Consider the following 20,005-nt stretch of genomic DNA (forward strand, 5'->3'; position numbering starts at 1 on the left):
ATTACAATCCTAAAAATATAGCGTAATATGTAAGGTATACAATTATAGTGAGAGCAGGTGTTCAATGTGGAATTAGTAAAAGTACATGGATCAGAAAACGATTTTTTTCTTTTAGATCAAACTAAATTAGAGACAGCATTATCAGATGAAAAATTAAAGAATTTAGCAATTCAAATGTGTGATCGAGAATCTGGATTACACGGTGGCTCAGATGGCATTTTAGTCGTTGATAAATCAAGTCATAATGGTGTTCTAGGTCAAATGAGAGTCATCAATGCTGATGGTACAGAGGCTAGTATGTGTGGAAACGGTTTAAGAACTGTTGGGCGCTATTTAGAAACTAAATTTGGACAAACAGAATTTAAAGTTGAGACAATGCATGCTGATTTAGATGTTAAGAAAGCACCAAATCTTCAGGCAGGCGTTGCAGCTTACAATGTCGAAATTTCACCTGTTAGTTTTGAGTCACAAACGTTACCAATGTTTTTACAAAGACAAACATTGGTAGATGAAATTATTCCTGAATTTTCACAAACGTTAAAGTTTTCAGCTGTCTCGGTACCAAATCCGCATTTAATTACTTTTGTTGATCATACAACGTTACAAGGACCGGAACTTGAAAGAATTGCAACTTATTTAAACGGTGAAAATCCGTATTTTCCAGATGGTGTTAACGTTAGTTTTGTTGAAAAATTAGATAATAAATCAATTTTTGTTAGAACTTATGAACGCGGAGTTGGGTTTACTAATGCGTGTGGAACAGCAATGTCTGCTTCAAGTTTAATGTTTGTTCTGTTAAGTGAAGGTAAAGTGCCATTTGGAACTGAAATTAATGTAAAAAATCCTGGTGGTATGGTTAAAACTGTTGTGCATCAAGATGAGAGTGGCAATTACTGGATGTCTCTAATTGGTAATGCAACTAATGTTGCGAATATAACAATTGAGTTAGCTGATGCTCTGAATGGTGATTTTTCTAAGGCCAAATGGATATCAACTAATGAACAGGATGCTTATTTAAAGTTTATATTAAGTATTATGTAATTTTATGGGGGTAAAAGACATAAATGACTGTCTTTTATCCTTTTTTTAATTTAAAATAAAGGGAAACGCTTGAGGAAATTTAATGAAAAAATGGATCATTGGAATTTGTTTAATGCTGATAATAATTGGCTTTGTTATTTTTGGCATTAGTTATTATTTATTTGAATATGCGGAGACACCAACCAATAAGGAATTTATTAATTCAGAACCTAAAAGTGCTGAGTTAAAGAAAGAATACACTTGGTTAAAACAAGTTAAAAAATTAAATTGGCAGATCAAATCTGAAGATAATTTAAAGCTTAAAGCAATTTATGTTCCTGCAGAAAGTAAAACTAATAAAACAATATTTGTTGCTCATGGATTTATGGGAAAGAAAGAAGAAATGGTCCGCTTTATTCATTTTTATCATGACAAAGGCTATAATGTTCTTGCACCAGATGCAAGAGCACATGGCCAAAGTCAAGGTGATTATATTGGTTATGGTTGGTTAGAGAGAAAAGATAATTTACAGTGGCTTGATAAAGTAATTAAATATAAAGGTACAGATTCAAAAATTACTCTATTCGGTGTTAGTATGGGTGGCGCAACGGTTATGATGTTGAGTGGAGAGAAAAAATTGCCTTCACAAGTTAAGGCAATTATTGAAGACTGTGGCTATACAAGTGTGGCTGATGAGTTAACTTATCAGTTGAAACAGATGTATAAGTTACCTAAAATCCCTATTATCCCTATTGCTAGTCTGATATCAAAAGTTAAAGCAGGTTACTCATTTTATGAAGCAAGTTCAATTAAGCAATTAAATCATAATAAGTTACCTGTGTTATTTATTCATGGTAGTGACGATAAATTTGTTCCGACTGAGATGATTTATCAAAATTATGCTGCGACAAGAGGACCTAAAGAAATTTTCATTGCACATGGTGCTAAACATGCTACGTCATTTACAAAAGATAAAGTTGAGTATGAAAAGAAAGTAACTCATTTTTTAAAACAATATTTTAACTAGGAAAAGTAAAATAACGAGGTTAATTAAATGAATTTAGAAGAAAAAGTTTTATCAGAAGAATTAATATTCAAAGGACATGTTATAGAAGTTGTTAATGAGACGGTTAAACTACCAAATGGTGAACAATCAAATAGAGAAATCGTACATCATCATGGTGCTGTAGGTATATTAGCAATAACGGATGAAGAAAAAATTGTTCTAGTTAACCAGTGGAGAGCACCTATTAGGAAGACATCATTAGAAATTCCGGCCGGTAAAATTGATGGCGATGATCATAATTTAATCGAGACTGCAACACGTGAACTGAATGAAGAAACACGCTATGAAGCTAAACATTTAGCTGAAATATATGGGTTTCATTCAGCATTAGGATTTGCGGACGAATATTTAACGCTATTCTATGCGACTGGATTAGAAAATGTAGATAACGAGTTACCTCAGGATATTGATGAATTTTTAAATGTAGTCGAATTGACGTTTAATGAGGTTCAAGCTAAAATTAAATCTGGTGAAATAACTGATGTTAAAACTATTTTAGCGGTTAATCATTGGGAAATTGAACGATTAAAAGGTGAATTACATGGATGATGAAAAAAAGTTATCGAGAAGTGAATATCAGAGATTACAAGAATTAAAGAATGATCCTGAATTTCGACAAAAAGAACGTCAACGAGTTGAAAAGGAATACCAAGATGAACATCCAACAAGAAGCTCATCTTCAGAACAACCAGAAAAAACAAATAAAAAAAGTAAATTAAACCAATTTTTGAATTGGACAATTGTATTTTTAGTTATTGCAATTGTAATTGTATTTTTAGCTTTATTCTTATTACCTTAGATATTAATAAAAAATGGAGGGTAACAACATGATTTACGGTATTTTATGTGCAATGGAGGAAGAAATTCTTTCGCTTAGAAGTCATCTAGAGAATAGAAAAGACAAAGAAATTGGCGGGATTTCATTTTATACAGGCCAAATTAATGGAAAAGAAGTTGTTTTGGTTAGATCTGGTATTGGTAAGGTACAAGCAGGGATGACAACAGCCCTTTTAATTGCAGAATTTGGAGTAACAGCCGTTATTAATTCTGGTTCAGCTGGTGGTATTGGTAATGGACTTAAAATTGGAGATGTGGTCTTAGCCACAGAAGTTGCCTATCATGATGTTGATGCAACAGCTTTTGGATATGAAATTGGTCAATTACCCCAACAACCAACTAAATACTTGGCAGATACAAATTTAAACGATGCAATTAAAAAAGCGGCTCAAGAAAATGATTTAAGTATAAAACCAGGACTAATTGTATCTGGTGATCAATTTATAGCAAGTCAAGCTCAGACAGATGTCATACTTAATCATTTTCCTGATGCTCTTTGTAGTGAAATGGAAAGTGCCGCAGTTGGTCAGGCAGCACACCAATTTGGTATTCCATTCACTATTGTTAGAGCGATGTCAGATGTTGGCGATGAAGAAGCTGGACAAACATTTGATGATTTTATTATTGAAGCTGGTCAAAAATCAGCACGAATGATTCTATCATTATTAAGCTAAATTAAAAGGAGATAAACTAAATTAATGTCAGGAATATACTTAGATAACGCAGCAACCACACCAATGGCAAATGAAGTCGTTGAAGTGATGACAGATATGATGAAGAGCACCTTCGGGAATGCCTCAAGTACACATCAATTTGGACGTTCAGCACGAATGGTGCTTGATGATAGTCGACAAATTATTGCAAATAGTATTCATGCAAAAGAATCAGAAATCATCTTTACAAGTGGTGGTACTGAGAGTGATAATATGGCTATTATGCAAACAGCTATTCAGAGAAAAACATTAGGTAAGCATTTAATCACAACAGCAGTAGAGCACCAGGCTATTTTAAAAACAATGAAATATTTAGAATCAATTGGATTTGAAGTTACTTATTTACCAGTTAATGAAGATGGTGTTATCAATATAGTCGATTTTAAAGAGGCTTTAAGAGATGATACAATTCTTGTTTCAATCATGATGGGTAACAATGAGACGGGAAGTCATATGCCAATTCATGAAGTTGGTGAGATTTTAAAGGATCATCAAGCTTGGTTCCATACGGATGCTGTTCAAGCTTATGGACTACTGGATATAGATGTTAATGAGGATCATATAGATATGTTATCAACATCAGCCCATAAATTGAATGGGCCTAAATTTTTAGGCTTTCTCTATAGAAGAGAATCTATATTTTTCCCTCCCTTTATTAAAGGTGGGGAGCAAGAAGACAAGAGACGAGCAGGGACAGAAAACATACCAGCAATTGCAGGTTTTGCTAAAGCTGTTTCTTTAATCTCAGATGATGAAAAACAAGTACGACAATTAAAGTATCAAGGCTTCAAAAAGCAAATTATAGCGGGATTAGATGATAACCATATTGATTTTGAAATTAATGGGACACTCTCAGATGATAACTTACAACATGTCTTTAATATTTGGATAAAAGGTATTCAAACTGAAGTATTACAGACCCGGTTAGATTTGGCAGGTATTGCTGTTTCTGGTGGCTCTGCATGTACTGCTGGTAATCTCGAACCTTCACATGTATTAATGGCTATGTACGGTGAAAAGAGTCCGAGAGTCACAGAATCTATTCGATTGAGTTTTGGAAAAGATAATACAGCTGAAGAGATAGATACTTTTATAGTACAATTAGTTAGAATAGTTGGTAGATTGAAAAAATAGGGGGAATTTAATAATGGCATTTGAAAAAAGTATTCAACTTTTAGGAGATACAGTAACTTATGAATTGAGTTCTGATGTAAAAAAATATACGTTAAGAGATTTAGGATTTGCAGAAACTAAAGCAGGTAATTTTCAATTGGAGAGATCTTTAGATCCTAATTCACCTTTCAATAAGGGCATTAAAGTTAAAGTTATCGTTGATAAGTCATTAACTGGATTTAAAATGTCAACGACGACTGCTAATGGACTTAAAGCAGTTAATATATTTCATGGTGAAGATAAAAAAGCTGAAACTGAACAATTTGATTATGTGATTGGTCAATTAATTGATAGGGATGTTTTGAAAAAGGTATTGTCAAAATGACAATACCTTTTTTATTATTATTAATAGTATTTTATAAGGGTATATTAACTATGAAGTATTATAAGGATGTTTTTGTATGTACGTTTTTAGATTGAAAAGGTATAATAAAGCGTATTCACTATATTCAATAGGAGATGAAATAATGGATTTATATTTGATGAAAGCAGAATCATTATATAAAATATTGATTAAAAAATTTGAAGTATCTTTTGAAGGGTCTAAGGTAGAATTCTCGTTAGATGATTTGTATAGTTTGGGATTGAAATTAAGAAGTAAGAAGTTAATTTCAGATATTGATTTTGAAAAACTTAGAATAGTTGCAATTACTCATGACATAAATAAGTTAGAAGAAATACACCAATATTTTGATGTATTTAAGAAAGATAAAAATATAACAGAATCTGCTCTGGCACAGATGTTAAAAAAATTATCATTTGAAGCAAAAGATTCTGTAATTGATGCAAGTGATTTTAGTGCTTTTAATGAATATATGCACGTAGAACGAGAAATACAACATAGGTTAGAGAAGATAATTCTTAATAAAATACAGAGAGAAAAAAGTTCTTTAACTTTTATTGTAGGAAATGTAGGAGATGGAAAATCGCATCTATTATCTTACATGAATAATCAATATTTTGATATTTTTAAAAAAAATAAAGTATATATACATAATGATGCAACGGAAAGCATTAATCCTAATTTATCATCTATTGATTCGTTAATGGATATTCTCACAAAGAATAAGAATGAAATTGAAGGTTATAAACATGTTATTATTGCTATTAATTTAGGGGTAGTTAAGAGATTACTTCATAAAATAAAGTCAGATTCGACATTAAGTGAAATTACAATTGCATTGAGTAATATAGAAAAAAATAATCAGGAAAATATAGAAGATAAAAAAGTATCAGTGATTTCATTTTTTAATAATGCAAACTTTGAAATTGATGAGACGGGTGTGAACAGCTTATATTATGATCAAATTTTTAAAAAAATATGTTTAAAAGAAGAAAATAATCCATTTTATAATGCTTACAGAAATGATTTAGAAAATGGCTATGATAAAGTTGAACATATTAATTATGAGCTGTTCTTAAATAAGAAAGTCCAAGAAGCAATTAAATATTTATTGATAAGAATTCAAGTTTCTAATGGTATAATCATCTCCACTCGAGATGTATTGAACTTTATTCACGATATTATTATACCAGCAAAGGAAATTAAAAGTAATTACACATCATATTTACCTTATTTATTATTTGAAAGCCAAAATAAGTCTGAGATATTAAAAGCTATTTATTTTCTTGATCCATCACGAAATTCAAATAAAAAAATTGATGAATTTAATGTTGAGGTATACAACTATGATGATGAGTATGTTGATAAAATTGAAGATAAAATTGAAGATAATGAAAGAGCAATTCAAAAAGTTATAGAATCTGTTGGTAAATTAGATACGGATAGACATAAAATTCGAGTTAACACATTTCTTAGAGTTCAATTTTTATTAGATTATCAAAATGAGTTATTTGATAATGAAAATTATTTTTCTTTTCTAAGTATTCTTTCAAAAAATGTAAGACAAATTAAAGAGTTGGCAAAATTGATACAAAGCAATGTATTACGGTGGAACGGTCAAACTGTAAAAGGATTCGCGTTTATAAATAATTTGAGTTTAAAAACTAGAGTTGCAGTGCCATTAAGATTAAACTATGTAGATTTTGAAATTAACAAGTTTGAAATTAATATGTGTTTTAAAGATACAAGTAATGAAGCTGAATATTTTGTTAAAATAGATTTTGAAGATTATGTGCTATTGACAAAAATTCATAATGGATATGTTATTTCTAATATTGAACGGTCAGAGGCAATGAATTTTAACAATTTTGTATTTAACATATTACTGAATACTAATAACAATGAAACTGTTATTGTTGGTAATATAAATGATGGATATCTATATAAAATAGAGAATAATGGGATTGATTATGAAGTATCAGAGGTGAAAATATAATGTCTATTGAATTAGAAAATTTAAAAAAACATTTGGAAATGGATAAAGGAAAGATAAAAAATAATCATCATAAATCAGGACAATTATTACCGTTTATGACCCGTGAGCCAGAGAGAGCAAAATTTGAAAATGGATTTGCACCAATTATAGGTAATTTAGCAAGGATTAGCATTAACAAAGGTGAGATATCAAAGGATACTAAATCCTTTGATAAGGATATAAGTGATGATTTTGATTTATCTAAAATAGGTAATAAAGATAAATTTTTAAAATTATTTTCTAATTCGGCACTTGATGAAATTTATATTCCCAAGTTGCTGGCGTATAAAAAGTCGAACGAAAAAAAAAGTTCAAGTGGAGAATTAAAGATTGCAGCATTTTTAAATTATACACTTGAGCTAGAGAAAAATAATATGTGGATTGAATTTATAAATAAAAAAGATGAGCACAATCTTTATGAAAAAATTATTATAGAAAATTTACATGAACTAACTAATAATAATATAAAAAAAGAAAAATTTGTTTCAATTGGTGACCAAAGTATATTCTTAGATTATTTTAATCATGATTTGAACAATTTTATGAAAAATACAACATTTTTTATGAAAAATATTGATACATTTTTTAGCTACTATTATTTTTTCATAATTAGTCAAATAATAATGAATATTGGAACCTTCGATGAGTTTAATAAAAAAAATATTTTTTTTGCACTTGATACGGAAAAAATATCAGGTTCAAGACCAACAAATGATAGAGGTTATGCTCAAGTTAAAGAAAACGCAACTGATTTGTTAGTTAACGTTGATTTATTAGATTATTTAAATTTATTAGTTCCTAGTGAAAAATTTTATAGTTTATTTCAGTTAACAGATATAAATTTTGAATATTCAATAGAACTTAGAAATAATTTAAGTGAATTTTTAAATGAGTTTTTGGAGGATGATATAAGCATGTCATCTGAAAATAATATAAAGGATAATATAAAACTTTTAAAATTAAAATTAACAAAAAATTTATCCGACGAAACTAAATCTAGATTTTCTAAATCTTTTGAAGCAATAGCAGTAAAATATTTTGTAAAAAGACGTGGTAGACTTGGAAATGTTTTAAACATGACTGATGATACTGTATTGGTGATTACAGCGGGTATAGTTGGTTCAGAAAAAATGCTTGTTAAAGATGTTATTACCGAAATGAGTAATAGAGGAATTTCATTAGATAATATTTCTAAAAGAAAATTAGTAGAAACATATGAAAAAATGAATATTCTTGAAAAATTAAGCGATAGCGGGGATGCACAATATGTCAAACCAATATTATAAATTTTTAATCGAACGGTTATTTAAATGGTTTAAAACCCAAAATATTAGTGCTGGTAGCAGGTATTATTTGAATTTAGATCAAAATAATGAAGTTGTTAGATTCTATAATGCATTTGAAATGAATGATATTATTTCTACTGAAGATTTTGTAATTGATCAAAAGGACGTGCAGTTCCATGGTAAAGTGGTAAATATAAATGGTGTTAACATATTATTTGTTGCAGCAACAGATAAAATGAACTCAGATTTTTTAGTAACACTTAGAAATAGGGTTAGTTTACAATCTGACATATGGAGAAATACGGCACTTTTTATCGTGTGTACTGAAATTCTTGACAGTATATCGGGTGGAGCCATGAATGTTAGTCACGGAAATGGGCCTTTTTCTGTTGATAAAATTAAACACGATTTAAAAAGTGAAATAGAAAAGTCCGGGTTATCGGACGCTAACCAAGTAGTATTAGAAGAGTTTAAAAAGAATATAATTTTGGAAGATTCAATGAACTTAACATTATTAGATTTTGCCAGTATTTTTTCAATTTTAGAAAAATCAGAGATTACTCCGGATGACTATAAAAATATGGGTTATTTTTATGATACACAAATACAAACGTATGATGCTGATAATATTAAAAAAAGATTAAGAGAAAATAAGCAAGATTTTCAAAAGATTGGTGGTTGGCAAGAATATAATACTGTTGAAGATAAAATAGTTAACTACACGCAAGCAGATTTAGAATCAATGAGTATGTTGAAAGAAAAGGATATTTGGATGGATGTCGATTTTTCAAAAATAAAAAGAGGAAAAGAAAAATTAAAAGAATTAAGAAAAGATACAATTATTTATCAATCAGATAAAATAAATAAAGTTAATCCTGATTTAATTATATATGACCGAAGTAGAGAAAATGGTGAAAATAAAAATTCTGTTAAGTACAAAAACAGATTTATTTTAATATTTAAAAATAATATTAATCATGAAAATAATCAATTGATAATAAAACTTCCTTTTGATGATTCTGTGAAGGCATCAAGAATTAATAAAAGTAAGAGCCATATAATTGATGGGAAATCTGCTGAATTTACTGCAGATGGTAATAATTTAAAAATTATTGTAAACGACTTCAATGTGATGGATATATATGGAATTAAGACCTCATATGAACATTCAAAGGCACAGAAATATACATTTCAAATAATTTATTTACCATTTTCTCAAGACATATTTAATAATATATTATCGAGTTATCGTGTAAAAATAACTAAATCTAAGATGGAGATTCAGTTAGAATACGAAAAAAATTATATAATTGGTGGTACAGATTTTATTGATGAGGTTGATTATGATCAGATTAAATATAATGTAATTCCTATTTCAGATGAAGTGGGTGTAAATATTAATTTTGAAAATATTGATTCAGATGAAAGTGAGAATGAATTTAAGCTAGTTAATGAAGGCATTGAAATACCATTTTCAATTTTAGATAATAGTCAGAAGCCGGTTCCCAGAAGTGGTTTGTTTATAGAAAAAAATAGGCGTAAGGCTAATGAAAGTTTAATTTTTGATGGGGCTAAAATAATTAATGGTACAGAAAAATATTATGTCTTTAGTGAAAATAAGAAGTTGTTGAATTATGAAGTAGATATTATTAAACAACAAATATTGTATGCAAAAATAGATGATTCAATTGTCACTAGTATTGAAGTTCAGATACCTGAACAAATAAGAATAGACTATATTCTTATTTGTAAGCTATTAAAAGAAAGAAATACTATTTTAAGTTTAAGTTATTTTGATCAAGAATTATTGAAAGCTCTTAATAAATATTGTGATGATTTTGATGAAGTAATTAATCAAATCTCCGAAGAAAGACTTACATTGGAATTAAAAGATTTATATAAAATGGGTACAGTAGAAATCGATGGGGAAATAGCTTATACACCTTTACATCCAGTATTGATTAAATATCAACTAGAGTTATTAAAAAGGACAGAATTTCAATCTATACCTGAAAATTTTATTCGAACGTTAAATCCAAGTGGATTAGTTCCATATATATCAAAAAATGGGGGACTATTAAAATCAAATTTTGATGATAGTTCGCCTAGATGGTTATTCTTTAATGAATTTAAAAAATCAAAAATATCAGCGATTTCTAGAAATATTATTACTTCTAGAATGTTAGATTTTTATAAGCATTTTCATTATCTTTTTGAAGTAAGTTCTGATTATGCATTAAATGCTTCAATGCATAATATTAACGATGATAAAACAATATTAAAGAGTACGATTGATTTTATGTTAAAACAGCTTCAAAATACTAAACAAGGGTTTAAATTAGAAAATATGCATCCTGTTAATTTATATATAAATAACGATAAAAAAATTCTTAATCCAATATATGACCAATTTAATCAAATTATAACGGCAGCTGATTTTGAAAATTTATTTTCTGAAAAATTTATGGGAGATAAAATTAATGATTATGCTAATGAAGACGTAATTAAAGTATTAAAATCGCGGATTAATATTTATCATAATTTTGTTAGACAACCATATAGTCATGTTTCATTTTATAAGATGGATGTCGAGAGTAATGCCAATAGTTTTAAATCAGATAAGCTGGAAATGAATTATACTTTAGGCGGTCTAATAAGTGGTAAAAAATATAGTCTTGATAAAAAAATGTTTATACAAGGATTCGGTGTAAATATGGATTCAAAATATTTACATCGGCCATTGATCAAATTTATGTATGATTGGAATGCATTTAGTGTAGCCAACAATGCGGAAACAAATGTTTATCAAGCAGGAATTACGAATGTAAATAACATTCCAAGTTTTGAAAGTGAAGATGGTCATTTTGATGATATATTAACGAATATTATGGAAAATAGTAATTGGGTAACGTTATTGGATCCAGATATCAGTTTGGATTATTTTTCGGAACGTAATGATTTATATATTATTCATTATACAGATCAAAGTAACACTTCAAATTATGAGTCAATAACTTTTACAAACCAAATTGAACAATATAGTTTAATTATCAATGATAAGATAGAAAGATATGACAAAACTATAATTAAAAATAAAGAAACAAGTTTAAATATTATTAAATCATTTAACATTATTAATGGAGAATGGCTTCTAAAAATTATCGGAGATAAAACGAATCACAATATAGTGAGGGAAAAGTTAAGTATTATTTCGGCGTATAAAGAATTAATGGGTATTTTAGAAACTGAGAATATTATTTGGGTGCCCATATCGCTAGAAGAGATATTAAGAGTTTCTGGAATGGTTGGCATGAGCCAAAAAGAAGGATTATTTACAGCAAAAAATCTAGGAATGACAGGAGCTACAAGTGATGATCTGTTATTCATGGGTGTTGAAGTAGGAGAAAATTTAAAAATTCATTTGTTTCCTGTCGAAGTTAAAGTTGGACAGAACCATTCGGATGTTATATCTAAGGCAACGTTGCAGGCGGTTAATACGGCAGAAACAATAAATGAGGCGCTGAGGGATGAAAATAAATTTAAATCCGAATATTACCGTAATTTTTTTATGACAATATATTTAGCTAATCTAAAAAAAATGTTTAATAACAAGTTAATAAATGCAGAACTATATAAAAAAATTCAAGATAATGATGATAAGTTATTGAATAATGATTTTATAATTTCAAATGAATTAAACGAATATTATGGCAAGGCTTTCATTGTTTCATTTGGTGATAGAAATGATAGTCGGAGAATTCTTAGAAAGGAATTAGGCGGTAAGAATATAACTGAAATTAAACTTCCTGAGGGTGACGCATACATTTATGCAAGTAAGGGATTAAATGAAATCATCTCAGAAATTAAAAGTGGAAAATTGGGATTTCCGGAAGAAAGCCTTTTAAAAAATATTTTGCATGATGATAGTTATCAAGAAACTATCGATACTGATAAAGGAAAAAATATTATTATAAACAAAGAATTAGATACAGAGTCAGCTTATGAATATTGTGAAAATAAGGATAAAAAAAATTTTGAAGATAACAACGAAATTAAATCTATAAATAGTATAAATGAAAGTCAAAGTCAATATTCGAATATAAATGAACTTTCTGATTTTGAAATAGAATATCCTGAAAATACATTTTCTGAAAAAACTAGAATTAAATTAGGCGTTAAAAAAGGTAGTGTTGATGAAGCTTATTGGGAGTATGGAAATCCAGGGCTTTCAAATAGGCACATGATTATTACGGGTAAGTCTGGGCAGGGGAAGACTTACTTTGTTCAAACATTACTGTATGAGTTGGCTAATAAAAATATTAATAGTTTGGTAGTTGATTATACTGATGGATTTTTGGAAAATCAATTGGATAAAAATTTTGTTAGCAAAATGAGACATGATAATAAAATTCAATTTCACTTAGTTAAAGCGGGGGATAAATTACCTATAAATCCATTTAATCTTCAAGAAATAGATTATGGTGGTGGAACCTTTATTACTGAAGATGTAAATGATATGGCAGACCGAGTATCTCAAATGTTAGATAACGTTTTTGAGTTAGGCACTCAGCAAAGGTATTCATTGAAAACTGCAATAAGTGATGGTTATGCAAGAAACGGTAAATCATTTACCTTTTTACATTTAAAAAATATATTAAGTGACGAAGATGAATTCAAGGATGGGTTAAAAATAGTAGGTAGACTAGATATGTTATTGAGTTCAAATCCTTTCACTTATACTAAAGATTCCAAAAACTGGGAGTCATATTTAAATAAAGATGGAACTATTCATATTTTTCAATTAAAAGGATTTCAACATGATATACAAAAAGTTATTACTGAATTTGTACTTTGGGATTTGTTTAATTATCTTCAAAGTATTGGAAATACAGAAGAAAATCCAATTCCAGTGGTACTTGATGAAATACAAAATTTAAATTTTAAAGATAACTCTCCAACTGTTAAAATTTTAAAAGAAGGAAGAAAATTCGGTTGGTCAGGAATTTTTGCAACTCAATCTATATCAGCTATTAAGGGTGATATCAGTAGTGTCTATAATGCATCTGAGCAAGTTAATTTTTTACCATTGGAAGACCAAGTTAAACTTATTGCGAACACGCTATCTTTAGATAAAGACAGTAATCAACAATATCAATATCTTTTATCTAATTTACAAAAAGGCGAAAGTATTATTAAAGGGCCTATGCTTAATGGTACCAATCAAGTGGTATCACGAATAGAATCTATTAAAATAAGTGGATTTGATGATCGTATAAACTAAGTAAAGTAAATTATGACACACTAGGGTTGTATTAGTATATATTATTGGTATAATAGTACTTACTGAAATAGTGCGACCTTCAAATCGTAGATTTTTTCAGAATCTAATTGAAATGATGGTGATAGTATGCCAGATAATAGTAAAACTCGTGTCGTTGTTGGGATGAGTGGTGGCGTCGATTCATCAGTTGTTGCTTATTTATTAAAGCAACAAGGTTATGATGTAGTTGGTGTCTTCATGAAAAACTGGGACGATACGGACGAAATGGGTGTTTGTACTGCAACAGAAGATTACAAAGATGTTGCTAAAGTAGCAAACAAAATTGGAATTCCTTATTATTCCGTTAATTTTGAAAAAGAATATTGGGATCGCGTATTCACATATTTCTTGGATGAATATAAAAAGGGTCGGACACCAAATCCAGATGTGATGTGTAATAAAGAAATTAAGTTTAAAGCATTTTTCGATTATGCTATGGAACTTGATGCTGATTACATCGCAATGGGACATTATGCACAAGTTGAGCAAGATGCTGACGGTATTATGCATATGTTACGTGGGGATGATAGTAACAAAGATCAGACTTATTTCTTGAGTCAATTATCACAAAAACAAATTCAAAAAGTTATGTTCCCAATTGGAAACATTGAAAAACCAGAAGTTAGAAGAATTGCTGAAGAAGCTGGACTTTCAACTGCTAAGAAAAAAGATTCAACAGGTATTTGTTTTATCGGCGAAAGAAACTTTACAAAGTTCCTTGGTGAATATTTACCAGCACAAACGGGTAATATGATGACTGTTGACGGTGTAAAAATGGGCGAGCATTATGGTCTTATGAATTATACAATTGGTCAACGTAAAGGTCTTGGTATTGGTGGTACGGGTGAAGGTAACGATCCTTGGTTCGTTGTAGGTAAAGATTTAGCAACAAATACATTGATTGTTGGACAAGGTTACCATAATGATTTACTTTATGCCGATTATCTTGAAGCATCAGAGTTAAGTTTTATGGCACCAATCGATCGCTTTGGCAATGATTTCCATATCACTGCTAAGTTTAGATACCGTCAAACTGATGTTGGTGTGACGGTTCATTTAAATGATGACCGTACAGAAGCTACAGTTGAATTTGATGCACCAGTACGTGCTATTACACCTGGACAGGCTGTTGTCTTTTACGATGGCGCAGAATGCTTAGGTAGTGGTATCATTGACGCTGCATTTAAAAAGTCAACTGAGGGATCAAAACAATTACAATATGTTTAAATTGAATTTATAATAGTTAAGGCACAAACAAATATTTTGTTTGTGCCTTTTTATATTTGTGGCATAATATAATAGAGATGAAAAAACGAAGGGGTCTTATTGACTGATGACTAATATATATTTTATTCGACATGGCAAAACAGAATGGAATCTTGAGGGACGATACCAAGGTGCGAATGGAGATTCACCCTTACTTGAACAAAGTTACATAGAAATACAACAATTAATCAAAGCACTTAAATCAATAAAATTTGATGCTATTTATTCAAGTCCTATTAAGCGTGCAAAGGACACAGCAAATTTAATTAATACAGGCCTAAACCAAAATTTGGATGTTATTTTGAATGATAACTTAGAAGAATTTCATTTAGGGAAAATGGAAGGCATGAAGTTTACAGATGTGGCTGTTCAGTATCCTGAGGAACTCGATGCCTTCCGTAATCATCCCGATAAATATGATCCTAAAAATATTAATGGCGAAACATTTCAAGCTTTATTAAAGCGGATGGTTCCAACAATTAAAAAAATTGTTGACCAAAATAAAATAGATGCAAATATTATCATTGTTAGTCATGGTGCGGCGCTTGGTGCCTTGATTCACGATTTATTAGGAGTACCGCTGAAAGACTTCCGTAAACAAGGTGGCTTATCGAATACTAGTACGACTATTTTGGAAACACAAAATGGAACCGAATTTAAATTAGTTAAATGGAATGATACTAGTTATTTGGATAGAATACGCGATGAAAGTGATGTCGTTTAAGGAGTAATAATGGGTAAGAGAGAAGAAAAAGAAGCAGAATCAAAACATATTATTCATCAATTAGTTGAAAAGGTTGAAAAAGAACCTAATAATCAAACGGCTTATTATGAATTAGGTAGTTATTTAACAAAAGTAAAAGACTACCCTCAGGCGGAAGAACTGTATAAAAAAGCTATTGGATATTTTGATGAGAAAAATGAACAAGTTGATTTATTACAATATGGTCTTGGTAACGTGTTTTACGAGGCAGAACTGTATTCTGAAGCAATTCAATCATTTCAAAAAGTAACTAATCAAAAGTTGAAAGAAACAGCTTTTTTAATGTTAGCACAATCATATATGGCTCAAGAGCTGTATCAACAAGCATTAGTATTTGCGATTACGGCTCAAGAAATAAATCCTAAAAATATGGACGCCAACGAATTAATTGGCGATATTTTCTTAGCATTGGGTCAGTTTGAAAATGCTGGTAAATATTATGACTTAGTTCTTAAAATAGATGAAAATAATGCAAAGGCTAATTTTCAACGAGGCTTAGCTAATATGGTTTTAGGAATTGAATTCAATACTTATTTTGATCGTTCAAAAATAGCCAATCAGGCCTATTTTGAGGCACAAAAACAAAGATTAAGTGAAATAGAATCGTTTATAAAATTACGTGATAAATAAAGAGGATGTGAAATAATGGTTGTTCAGAAACTAAATTTATTTAATGATGATCCTCAAAGTGATGAAACACAAGCTTACTTGGTTGGTAAGGTTGCAACCATATTTTTTCAAAGCCAAGATAGTTTTTATAAAGTGATTCTAATTCACAGTATTGAAAGTAATTTGGAATGGCCTGAAGATGAGGTTGTTGTTACTGGTAATTTTGCTGACATTAAAGAGGAATCTACGTACCGCTTCTATGGTCAACAAGTTGAGCATCCCAAATATGGGAAACAATTTCAAACGAGTAATTATCAAAATGAAACACCTACTTCAAAAATGGGGCTTATTACCTATCTATCTGGCTCAGAATTTAAAGGGATTGGGAAAAAGACTGCGGAATCAATTGTTGAAAAGTTAGGAACGAAAACAATTGATAAAATATTAGCAGATGATACTGTACTTGATTCATTAGAATTATCAAACAAGCAGAAAACAACAATATTAGAGACTGTTCGAGTAAATAATGGGATGGAACAAATTATTATTGGATTAAATGGTTTTGGATTTGGTAGTCAATTAGCCGCAACTATTTATCAAACTTATAAAGAAAAAACCCTTGAAATTATTCAAGAAAATCCATATCAACTAGTAAATGATATTGAAAATATTGGCTTTAAAAAGGCAGATCAAATTGCTGGAGAATTAGGATTTGCAGCTGATTCTTCAGGTCGAATACAAGCAGGTATTTTGCAAAGTATCAATGATTTATGTCAACAAGATGGCGATACCTATGCGACTGCAGAGCCGTTGTTGGAAGCATCTTTACGATTATTAGAGAGTAGTCGAAGAGTCAGAATAAACCCTGAGGCAATCTCAAAAGAACTCATTAATTTAGCTAAATCAGGACTCGTTGTCGGTGATGAACAGCGTATTTATTTAAAAAATCTGTATCATGCAGAATACCAAATTGCTGAACATTTAAAAAGATTACTTTCATCGGGGCAAGAAAAAGGTAAGTTAGCAGAAAAAGATATTGATAAAGCAATTCGTAAGATTGAAAAAAAACTTGATATGAATTATGGTGAGTCACAGATTAATGCCATTAGGGCGGCTATGAATTCACAGATATTTTTATTAACAGGTGGCCCAGGAACGGGTAAAACAACCGTTATTAATGGTATCGTGGAGTTATTTGCGGAATTAAATGACTTTTCGCTCGATCTTAGTAGTTATGGAGAAGGACAAACATTTCCTATTCTTTTAGCTGCACCTACTGGGCGAGCAGCAAAAAGAATGACTGAAACGACTGGATTACCTGCCAGTACAATCCATAGACTCTTAGGACTAACTGGAAGAGAATCGAATAATGATGTTGAAACGAAAGATTTAGAAGGTGGCTTATTAATTATCGATGAAATGTCGATGGTTGATACGTATTTATTGAATACATTAATGAATGCAATACCTACAGATATGAAAGTCATTTTTGTAGGTGATAAAGATCAATTGCCTTCTGTTGGTCCTGGGCAAACATTTTATGATTTATTGAAAAGTGACTATCTTGAGCGAAAAGAATTAACGGATATCTATCGTCAAGGTGATGGGTCATCAATAATTTCACTCGCACATTCAATAAAAAAAGGTGAATTACCTGCTGATTTTACACAGAATCAAAAGGATCGTTCATTTTTCGCGAGTCGTGAATTTCAAGTTGAATCAATTATTAAACAGGTTGTTGAACGAGCTAAGAATAAAGGGTTCACTTCAAGTGATATTCAAGTTCTGGCACCAATGTATCGAGGTGCGGCGGGAATTAATCGTTTAAATGAAATGTTACAAAATATTATGAATCCACTTGAAAATAGTAGACAAAAAGAAGTACTTTTTAGAGATCAAAAATTTAGAATTGGTGACAAGGTGTTACATCTTGTTAATAGTCCTGAAAATAATGTTTTTAATGGAGATATAGGTAAGATTGTAGGAATTACATTGGCCAAAGATAGCGAAGATAAGGTAGACGAACTAGTTATTGCTTTTGATCAAACAGAAGTGACTTACAGGCGAAATGAATGGCAAAAAATAACTTTGGCATATTGCACATCTATTCATAAGTCTCAAGGTAGTGAGTTTAAAATGGTTATTTTGCCAATGGTTTCGCAGTATAAGCGAATGCTTAAACGTAATTTACTGTATACCGCAATTACCCGTGCTAGCCAGTTATTGATTTTGCTTGGCGAAGAAAAATCATTTGAAGAATGTGTTGAGAATGAATCAGCCAATAGAAAAACAACGTTATTATTACGAATTGAACAGATTTTTGATGGTGATATTAAAAAAGTTGATGATTCGATTAAAGAGAGCCAACTAGCTAAAAAATCTATTAAAATAGCTCCGCCTGTTCCAACTTTAATTGAAAAATTTATTTTAACTAACGACAATATTATGGATGGTTCAATTGATCCAATGATTGGAATGGAGAATAGCCGACCATAGAAAAAGCCTATATATCTCAATTAAATGAGATATATAGGCTTTTTAGTTAATCCAAAATGGGTATGATAAGACGCTATACTCAATTTCAAAGAAACGGGTTCCTAGGTCTTCACCATCCATTTGACCGTACTCTAAAGAGTCAACGGAAAGTTTAATTTTATCTGATGTAAAATGGTGAACACCTTTTTGGTTAATATGTTTACCAGATTTCAGTAAAATGGCTAGATAGATTAATTTTAGTGCACTAGGTTTTTCAATGATAATTAAGTCTAAATTATTTTTTGTCGGATCTGCCATTGGTAAAATTGGAACACCGCCACCAAAGTAGGGATGATTTGATGTTGTTACAAGAAAGGCATTTTGATAAAATTCTTGATGGCCATTCACCCGGACAGTTATGGGAAATGCAGCTTGTCTTGATAAAGTTCCTAATAGGGCGCTTAAGTAAGTAAGCGATCCTAGATGAAGTTTATTCAATAGTTTCTTTGAACTTGATTGATTTGCGATACTTACTATTTGCGCATCGAAACCTACGCCAACATTATTTATAAAGTATTTTTTTTCATGCCGTGATAATTCGTGCATGACACCTAAGTTTAATAGTTTAGGTGAAGTTGTGTTTAATACTTGTTCAAGAGCTACAAGTGGAGATTTGGGGATACCGACACCTCGAGCAAAATCATTTCCTGATCCTGCAGGAATATAGGCAATTGGGATATCAAATGTGTTCGCATTTTTAACACCATTGATACATTCATTTAAAGTACCGTCGCCGCCAATAACTAGTATAATTTGATTATTGTCTGTTTCGATGGGGTGATAATGTCTGGCGTAATTTTCCGTTAGAAGGGAAGCATGACCAATATAGTCTGTCAGATGGGCCTTAAAATAGACATTTTGAGAAATTAATTTTTTTTCAATAGATTGCCAAATTTGTTTAGCACGACCACTTCCAGCAGACTCATTAACGATAATGAAATATTGATTCATGAACTTCCCTCCTTAATTAATACTAATAATTATAACTAAAATTTAAAAGGATTTAAAGATAAATTTTGATTATATAAAAATAGCTCAA

At 30.2% G+C, this 20,005-nt stretch carries 15 protein-coding genes; 14 read left to right on the forward strand and 1 reads right to left on the reverse strand.

Features of this window, described 5'->3' with window-relative positions; translation table 11 throughout:
- Positions 1-66 precede the first annotated feature (66 nt).
- From dapF to recD2, 14 genes are all read left to right on the forward strand, one after another.
- Positions 67-1,041 carry a diaminopimelate epimerase gene (gene dapF, locus AC1RPG_RS05785; protein ID WP_481761686.1) on the forward strand — a complete coding sequence of 325 codons (975 nt, stop codon included), beginning with the start codon at positions 67-69 and terminating at the stop codon, positions 1,039-1,041.
- Positions 1,042-1,123: 82 nt separating this feature from the next.
- Positions 1,124-2,047: an alpha/beta hydrolase gene (locus AC1RPG_RS05790; RefSeq protein WP_481761687.1), complete on the forward strand. Its 924-nt coding sequence runs from the start codon at positions 1,124-1,126 to the stop codon at positions 2,045-2,047.
- A 27-nt stretch (positions 2,048-2,074) separates the two neighbouring features.
- The gene (locus AC1RPG_RS05795) at positions 2,075-2,635 is read left to right on the forward strand and encodes an NUDIX domain-containing protein (protein ID WP_481761688.1); all 561 of its coding nucleotides are present in this window, start codon (positions 2,075-2,077) and stop codon (positions 2,633-2,635) included.
- Positions 2,628-2,885 (forward strand): DUF1328 domain-containing protein, encoded by a 258-nt coding sequence (locus AC1RPG_RS05800; RefSeq protein WP_481761689.1) that lies wholly within the window; start codon positions 2,628-2,630, stop codon positions 2,883-2,885. The genes AC1RPG_RS05795 and AC1RPG_RS05800 overlap by 8 nt, the downstream gene beginning before the upstream one ends.
- 28 nt (positions 2,886-2,913) lie before the next feature.
- Entirely contained in the window at positions 2,914-3,597 is a 684-nt protein-coding gene (locus AC1RPG_RS05805; protein WP_481761690.1) for a 5'-methylthioadenosine/adenosylhomocysteine nucleosidase, read from the forward strand.
- A gap of 24 nt (positions 3,598-3,621) precedes the next feature.
- Positions 3,622-4,770, forward strand: a complete 1,149-nt coding sequence (locus tag AC1RPG_RS05810; protein ID WP_481761691.1) for a cysteine desulfurase family protein — start codon at positions 3,622-3,624, stop codon at positions 4,768-4,770.
- 13 nt (positions 4,771-4,783) lie between these two features.
- Positions 4,784-5,134: a DUF1831 domain-containing protein gene (locus AC1RPG_RS05815; protein WP_481761692.1), complete on the forward strand. Its 351-nt coding sequence runs from the start codon at positions 4,784-4,786 to the stop codon at positions 5,132-5,134.
- Between the two features lie 142 nt (positions 5,135-5,276).
- Positions 5,277-7,148: a DNA phosphorothioation-dependent restriction protein DptF gene (dptF, locus tag AC1RPG_RS05820; RefSeq protein WP_481761693.1), complete on the forward strand. Its 1,872-nt coding sequence runs from the start codon at positions 5,277-5,279 to the stop codon at positions 7,146-7,148.
- A complete protein-coding gene (dptG, locus tag AC1RPG_RS05825; RefSeq protein ID WP_481761694.1) occupies positions 7,148-8,473 on the forward strand; it encodes a DNA phosphorothioation-dependent restriction protein DptG in 1,326 nt (441 codons plus the stop codon). The genes dptF and dptG overlap by 1 nt, the downstream gene beginning before the upstream one ends.
- On the forward strand, positions 8,454-13,754 hold the full coding sequence (locus tag AC1RPG_RS05830) for a helicase HerA domain-containing protein (protein WP_481761695.1): 5,301 nt from the start codon (positions 8,454-8,456) through the stop codon (positions 13,752-13,754). The genes dptG and AC1RPG_RS05830 overlap by 20 nt, the downstream gene beginning before the upstream one ends.
- A gap of 126 nt (positions 13,755-13,880) precedes the next feature.
- A complete protein-coding gene (gene mnmA / locus AC1RPG_RS05835; RefSeq protein ID WP_409022386.1) occupies positions 13,881-15,020 on the forward strand; it encodes a tRNA 2-thiouridine(34) synthase MnmA in 1,140 nt (379 codons plus the stop codon).
- Between the two features lie 106 nt (positions 15,021-15,126).
- A complete protein-coding gene (locus AC1RPG_RS05840) occupies positions 15,127-15,783 on the forward strand; it encodes a histidine phosphatase family protein (protein ID WP_481761696.1) in 657 nt (218 codons plus the stop codon).
- A gap of 9 nt (positions 15,784-15,792) precedes the next feature.
- On the forward strand, positions 15,793-16,452 hold the full coding sequence (locus tag AC1RPG_RS05845) for a tetratricopeptide repeat protein (protein WP_481761697.1): 660 nt from the start codon (positions 15,793-15,795) through the stop codon (positions 16,450-16,452).
- Between the two features lie 15 nt (positions 16,453-16,467).
- Positions 16,468-18,927: an SF1B family DNA helicase RecD2 gene (recD2, locus tag AC1RPG_RS05850; protein ID WP_481761698.1), complete on the forward strand. Its 2,460-nt coding sequence runs from the start codon at positions 16,468-16,470 to the stop codon at positions 18,925-18,927.
- Between the two features lie 42 nt (positions 18,928-18,969).
- Here recD2 and AC1RPG_RS05855 read toward each other — a convergent pair whose 3' ends face one another.
- On the reverse strand, positions 18,970-19,917 hold the full coding sequence (locus AC1RPG_RS05855; RefSeq protein WP_481761699.1) for a diacylglycerol/lipid kinase family protein: 948 nt from the start codon (positions 19,915-19,917) through the stop codon (positions 18,970-18,972).
- Positions 19,918-20,005 lie beyond the last annotated feature (88 nt).

The organism is Dellaglioa sp. CoH-57-MRSF-18 (genome assembly GCF_056781995.1).

Bases quoted from the DNA above. Each gene is read 5' to 3' on its own strand.
- AC1RPG_RS05795 (WP_481761688.1), top strand. From the start codon at position 2,075: ATGAATTTAGAAGAAAAAGTTTTATCAGAAGAATTAATATTCAAAGGA.
- mnmA (WP_409022386.1), top strand. From the start codon at position 13,881: ATGCCAGATAATAGTAAAACTCGTGTCGTTGTTGGGATGAGTGGTGGC.
- AC1RPG_RS05805 (WP_481761690.1), top strand. From the start codon at position 2,914: ATGATTTACGGTATTTTATGTGCAATGGAGGAAGAAATTCTTTCGCTT.
- dptF (WP_481761693.1), top strand. From the start codon at position 5,277: ATGGATTTATATTTGATGAAAGCAGAATCATTATATAAAATATTGATT.
- recD2 (WP_481761698.1), top strand. From the start codon at position 16,468: ATGGTTGTTCAGAAACTAAATTTATTTAATGATGATCCTCAAAGTGAT.
- AC1RPG_RS05845 (WP_481761697.1), top strand. From the start codon at position 15,793: ATGGGTAAGAGAGAAGAAAAAGAAGCAGAATCAAAACATATTATTCAT.
- AC1RPG_RS05815 (WP_481761692.1), top strand. From the start codon at position 4,784: ATGGCATTTGAAAAAAGTATTCAACTTTTAGGAGATACAGTAACTTAT.
- AC1RPG_RS05810 (WP_481761691.1), top strand. From the start codon at position 3,622: ATGTCAGGAATATACTTAGATAACGCAGCAACCACACCAATGGCAAAT.
- AC1RPG_RS05790 (WP_481761687.1), top strand. From the start codon at position 1,124: ATGAAAAAATGGATCATTGGAATTTGTTTAATGCTGATAATAATTGGC.
- AC1RPG_RS05800 (WP_481761689.1), top strand. From the start codon at position 2,628: ATGGATGATGAAAAAAAGTTATCGAGAAGTGAATATCAGAGATTACAA.
- AC1RPG_RS05855 (WP_481761699.1), bottom strand. From the start codon at position 19,917: ATGAATCAATATTTCATTATCGTTAATGAGTCTGCTGGAAGTGGTCGT.
- AC1RPG_RS05830 (WP_481761695.1), top strand. From the start codon at position 8,454: ATGTCAAACCAATATTATAAATTTTTAATCGAACGGTTATTTAAATGG.
- dptG (WP_481761694.1), top strand. From the start codon at position 7,148: ATGTCTATTGAATTAGAAAATTTAAAAAAACATTTGGAAATGGATAAA.
- AC1RPG_RS05840 (WP_481761696.1), top strand. From the start codon at position 15,127: ATGACTAATATATATTTTATTCGACATGGCAAAACAGAATGGAATCTT.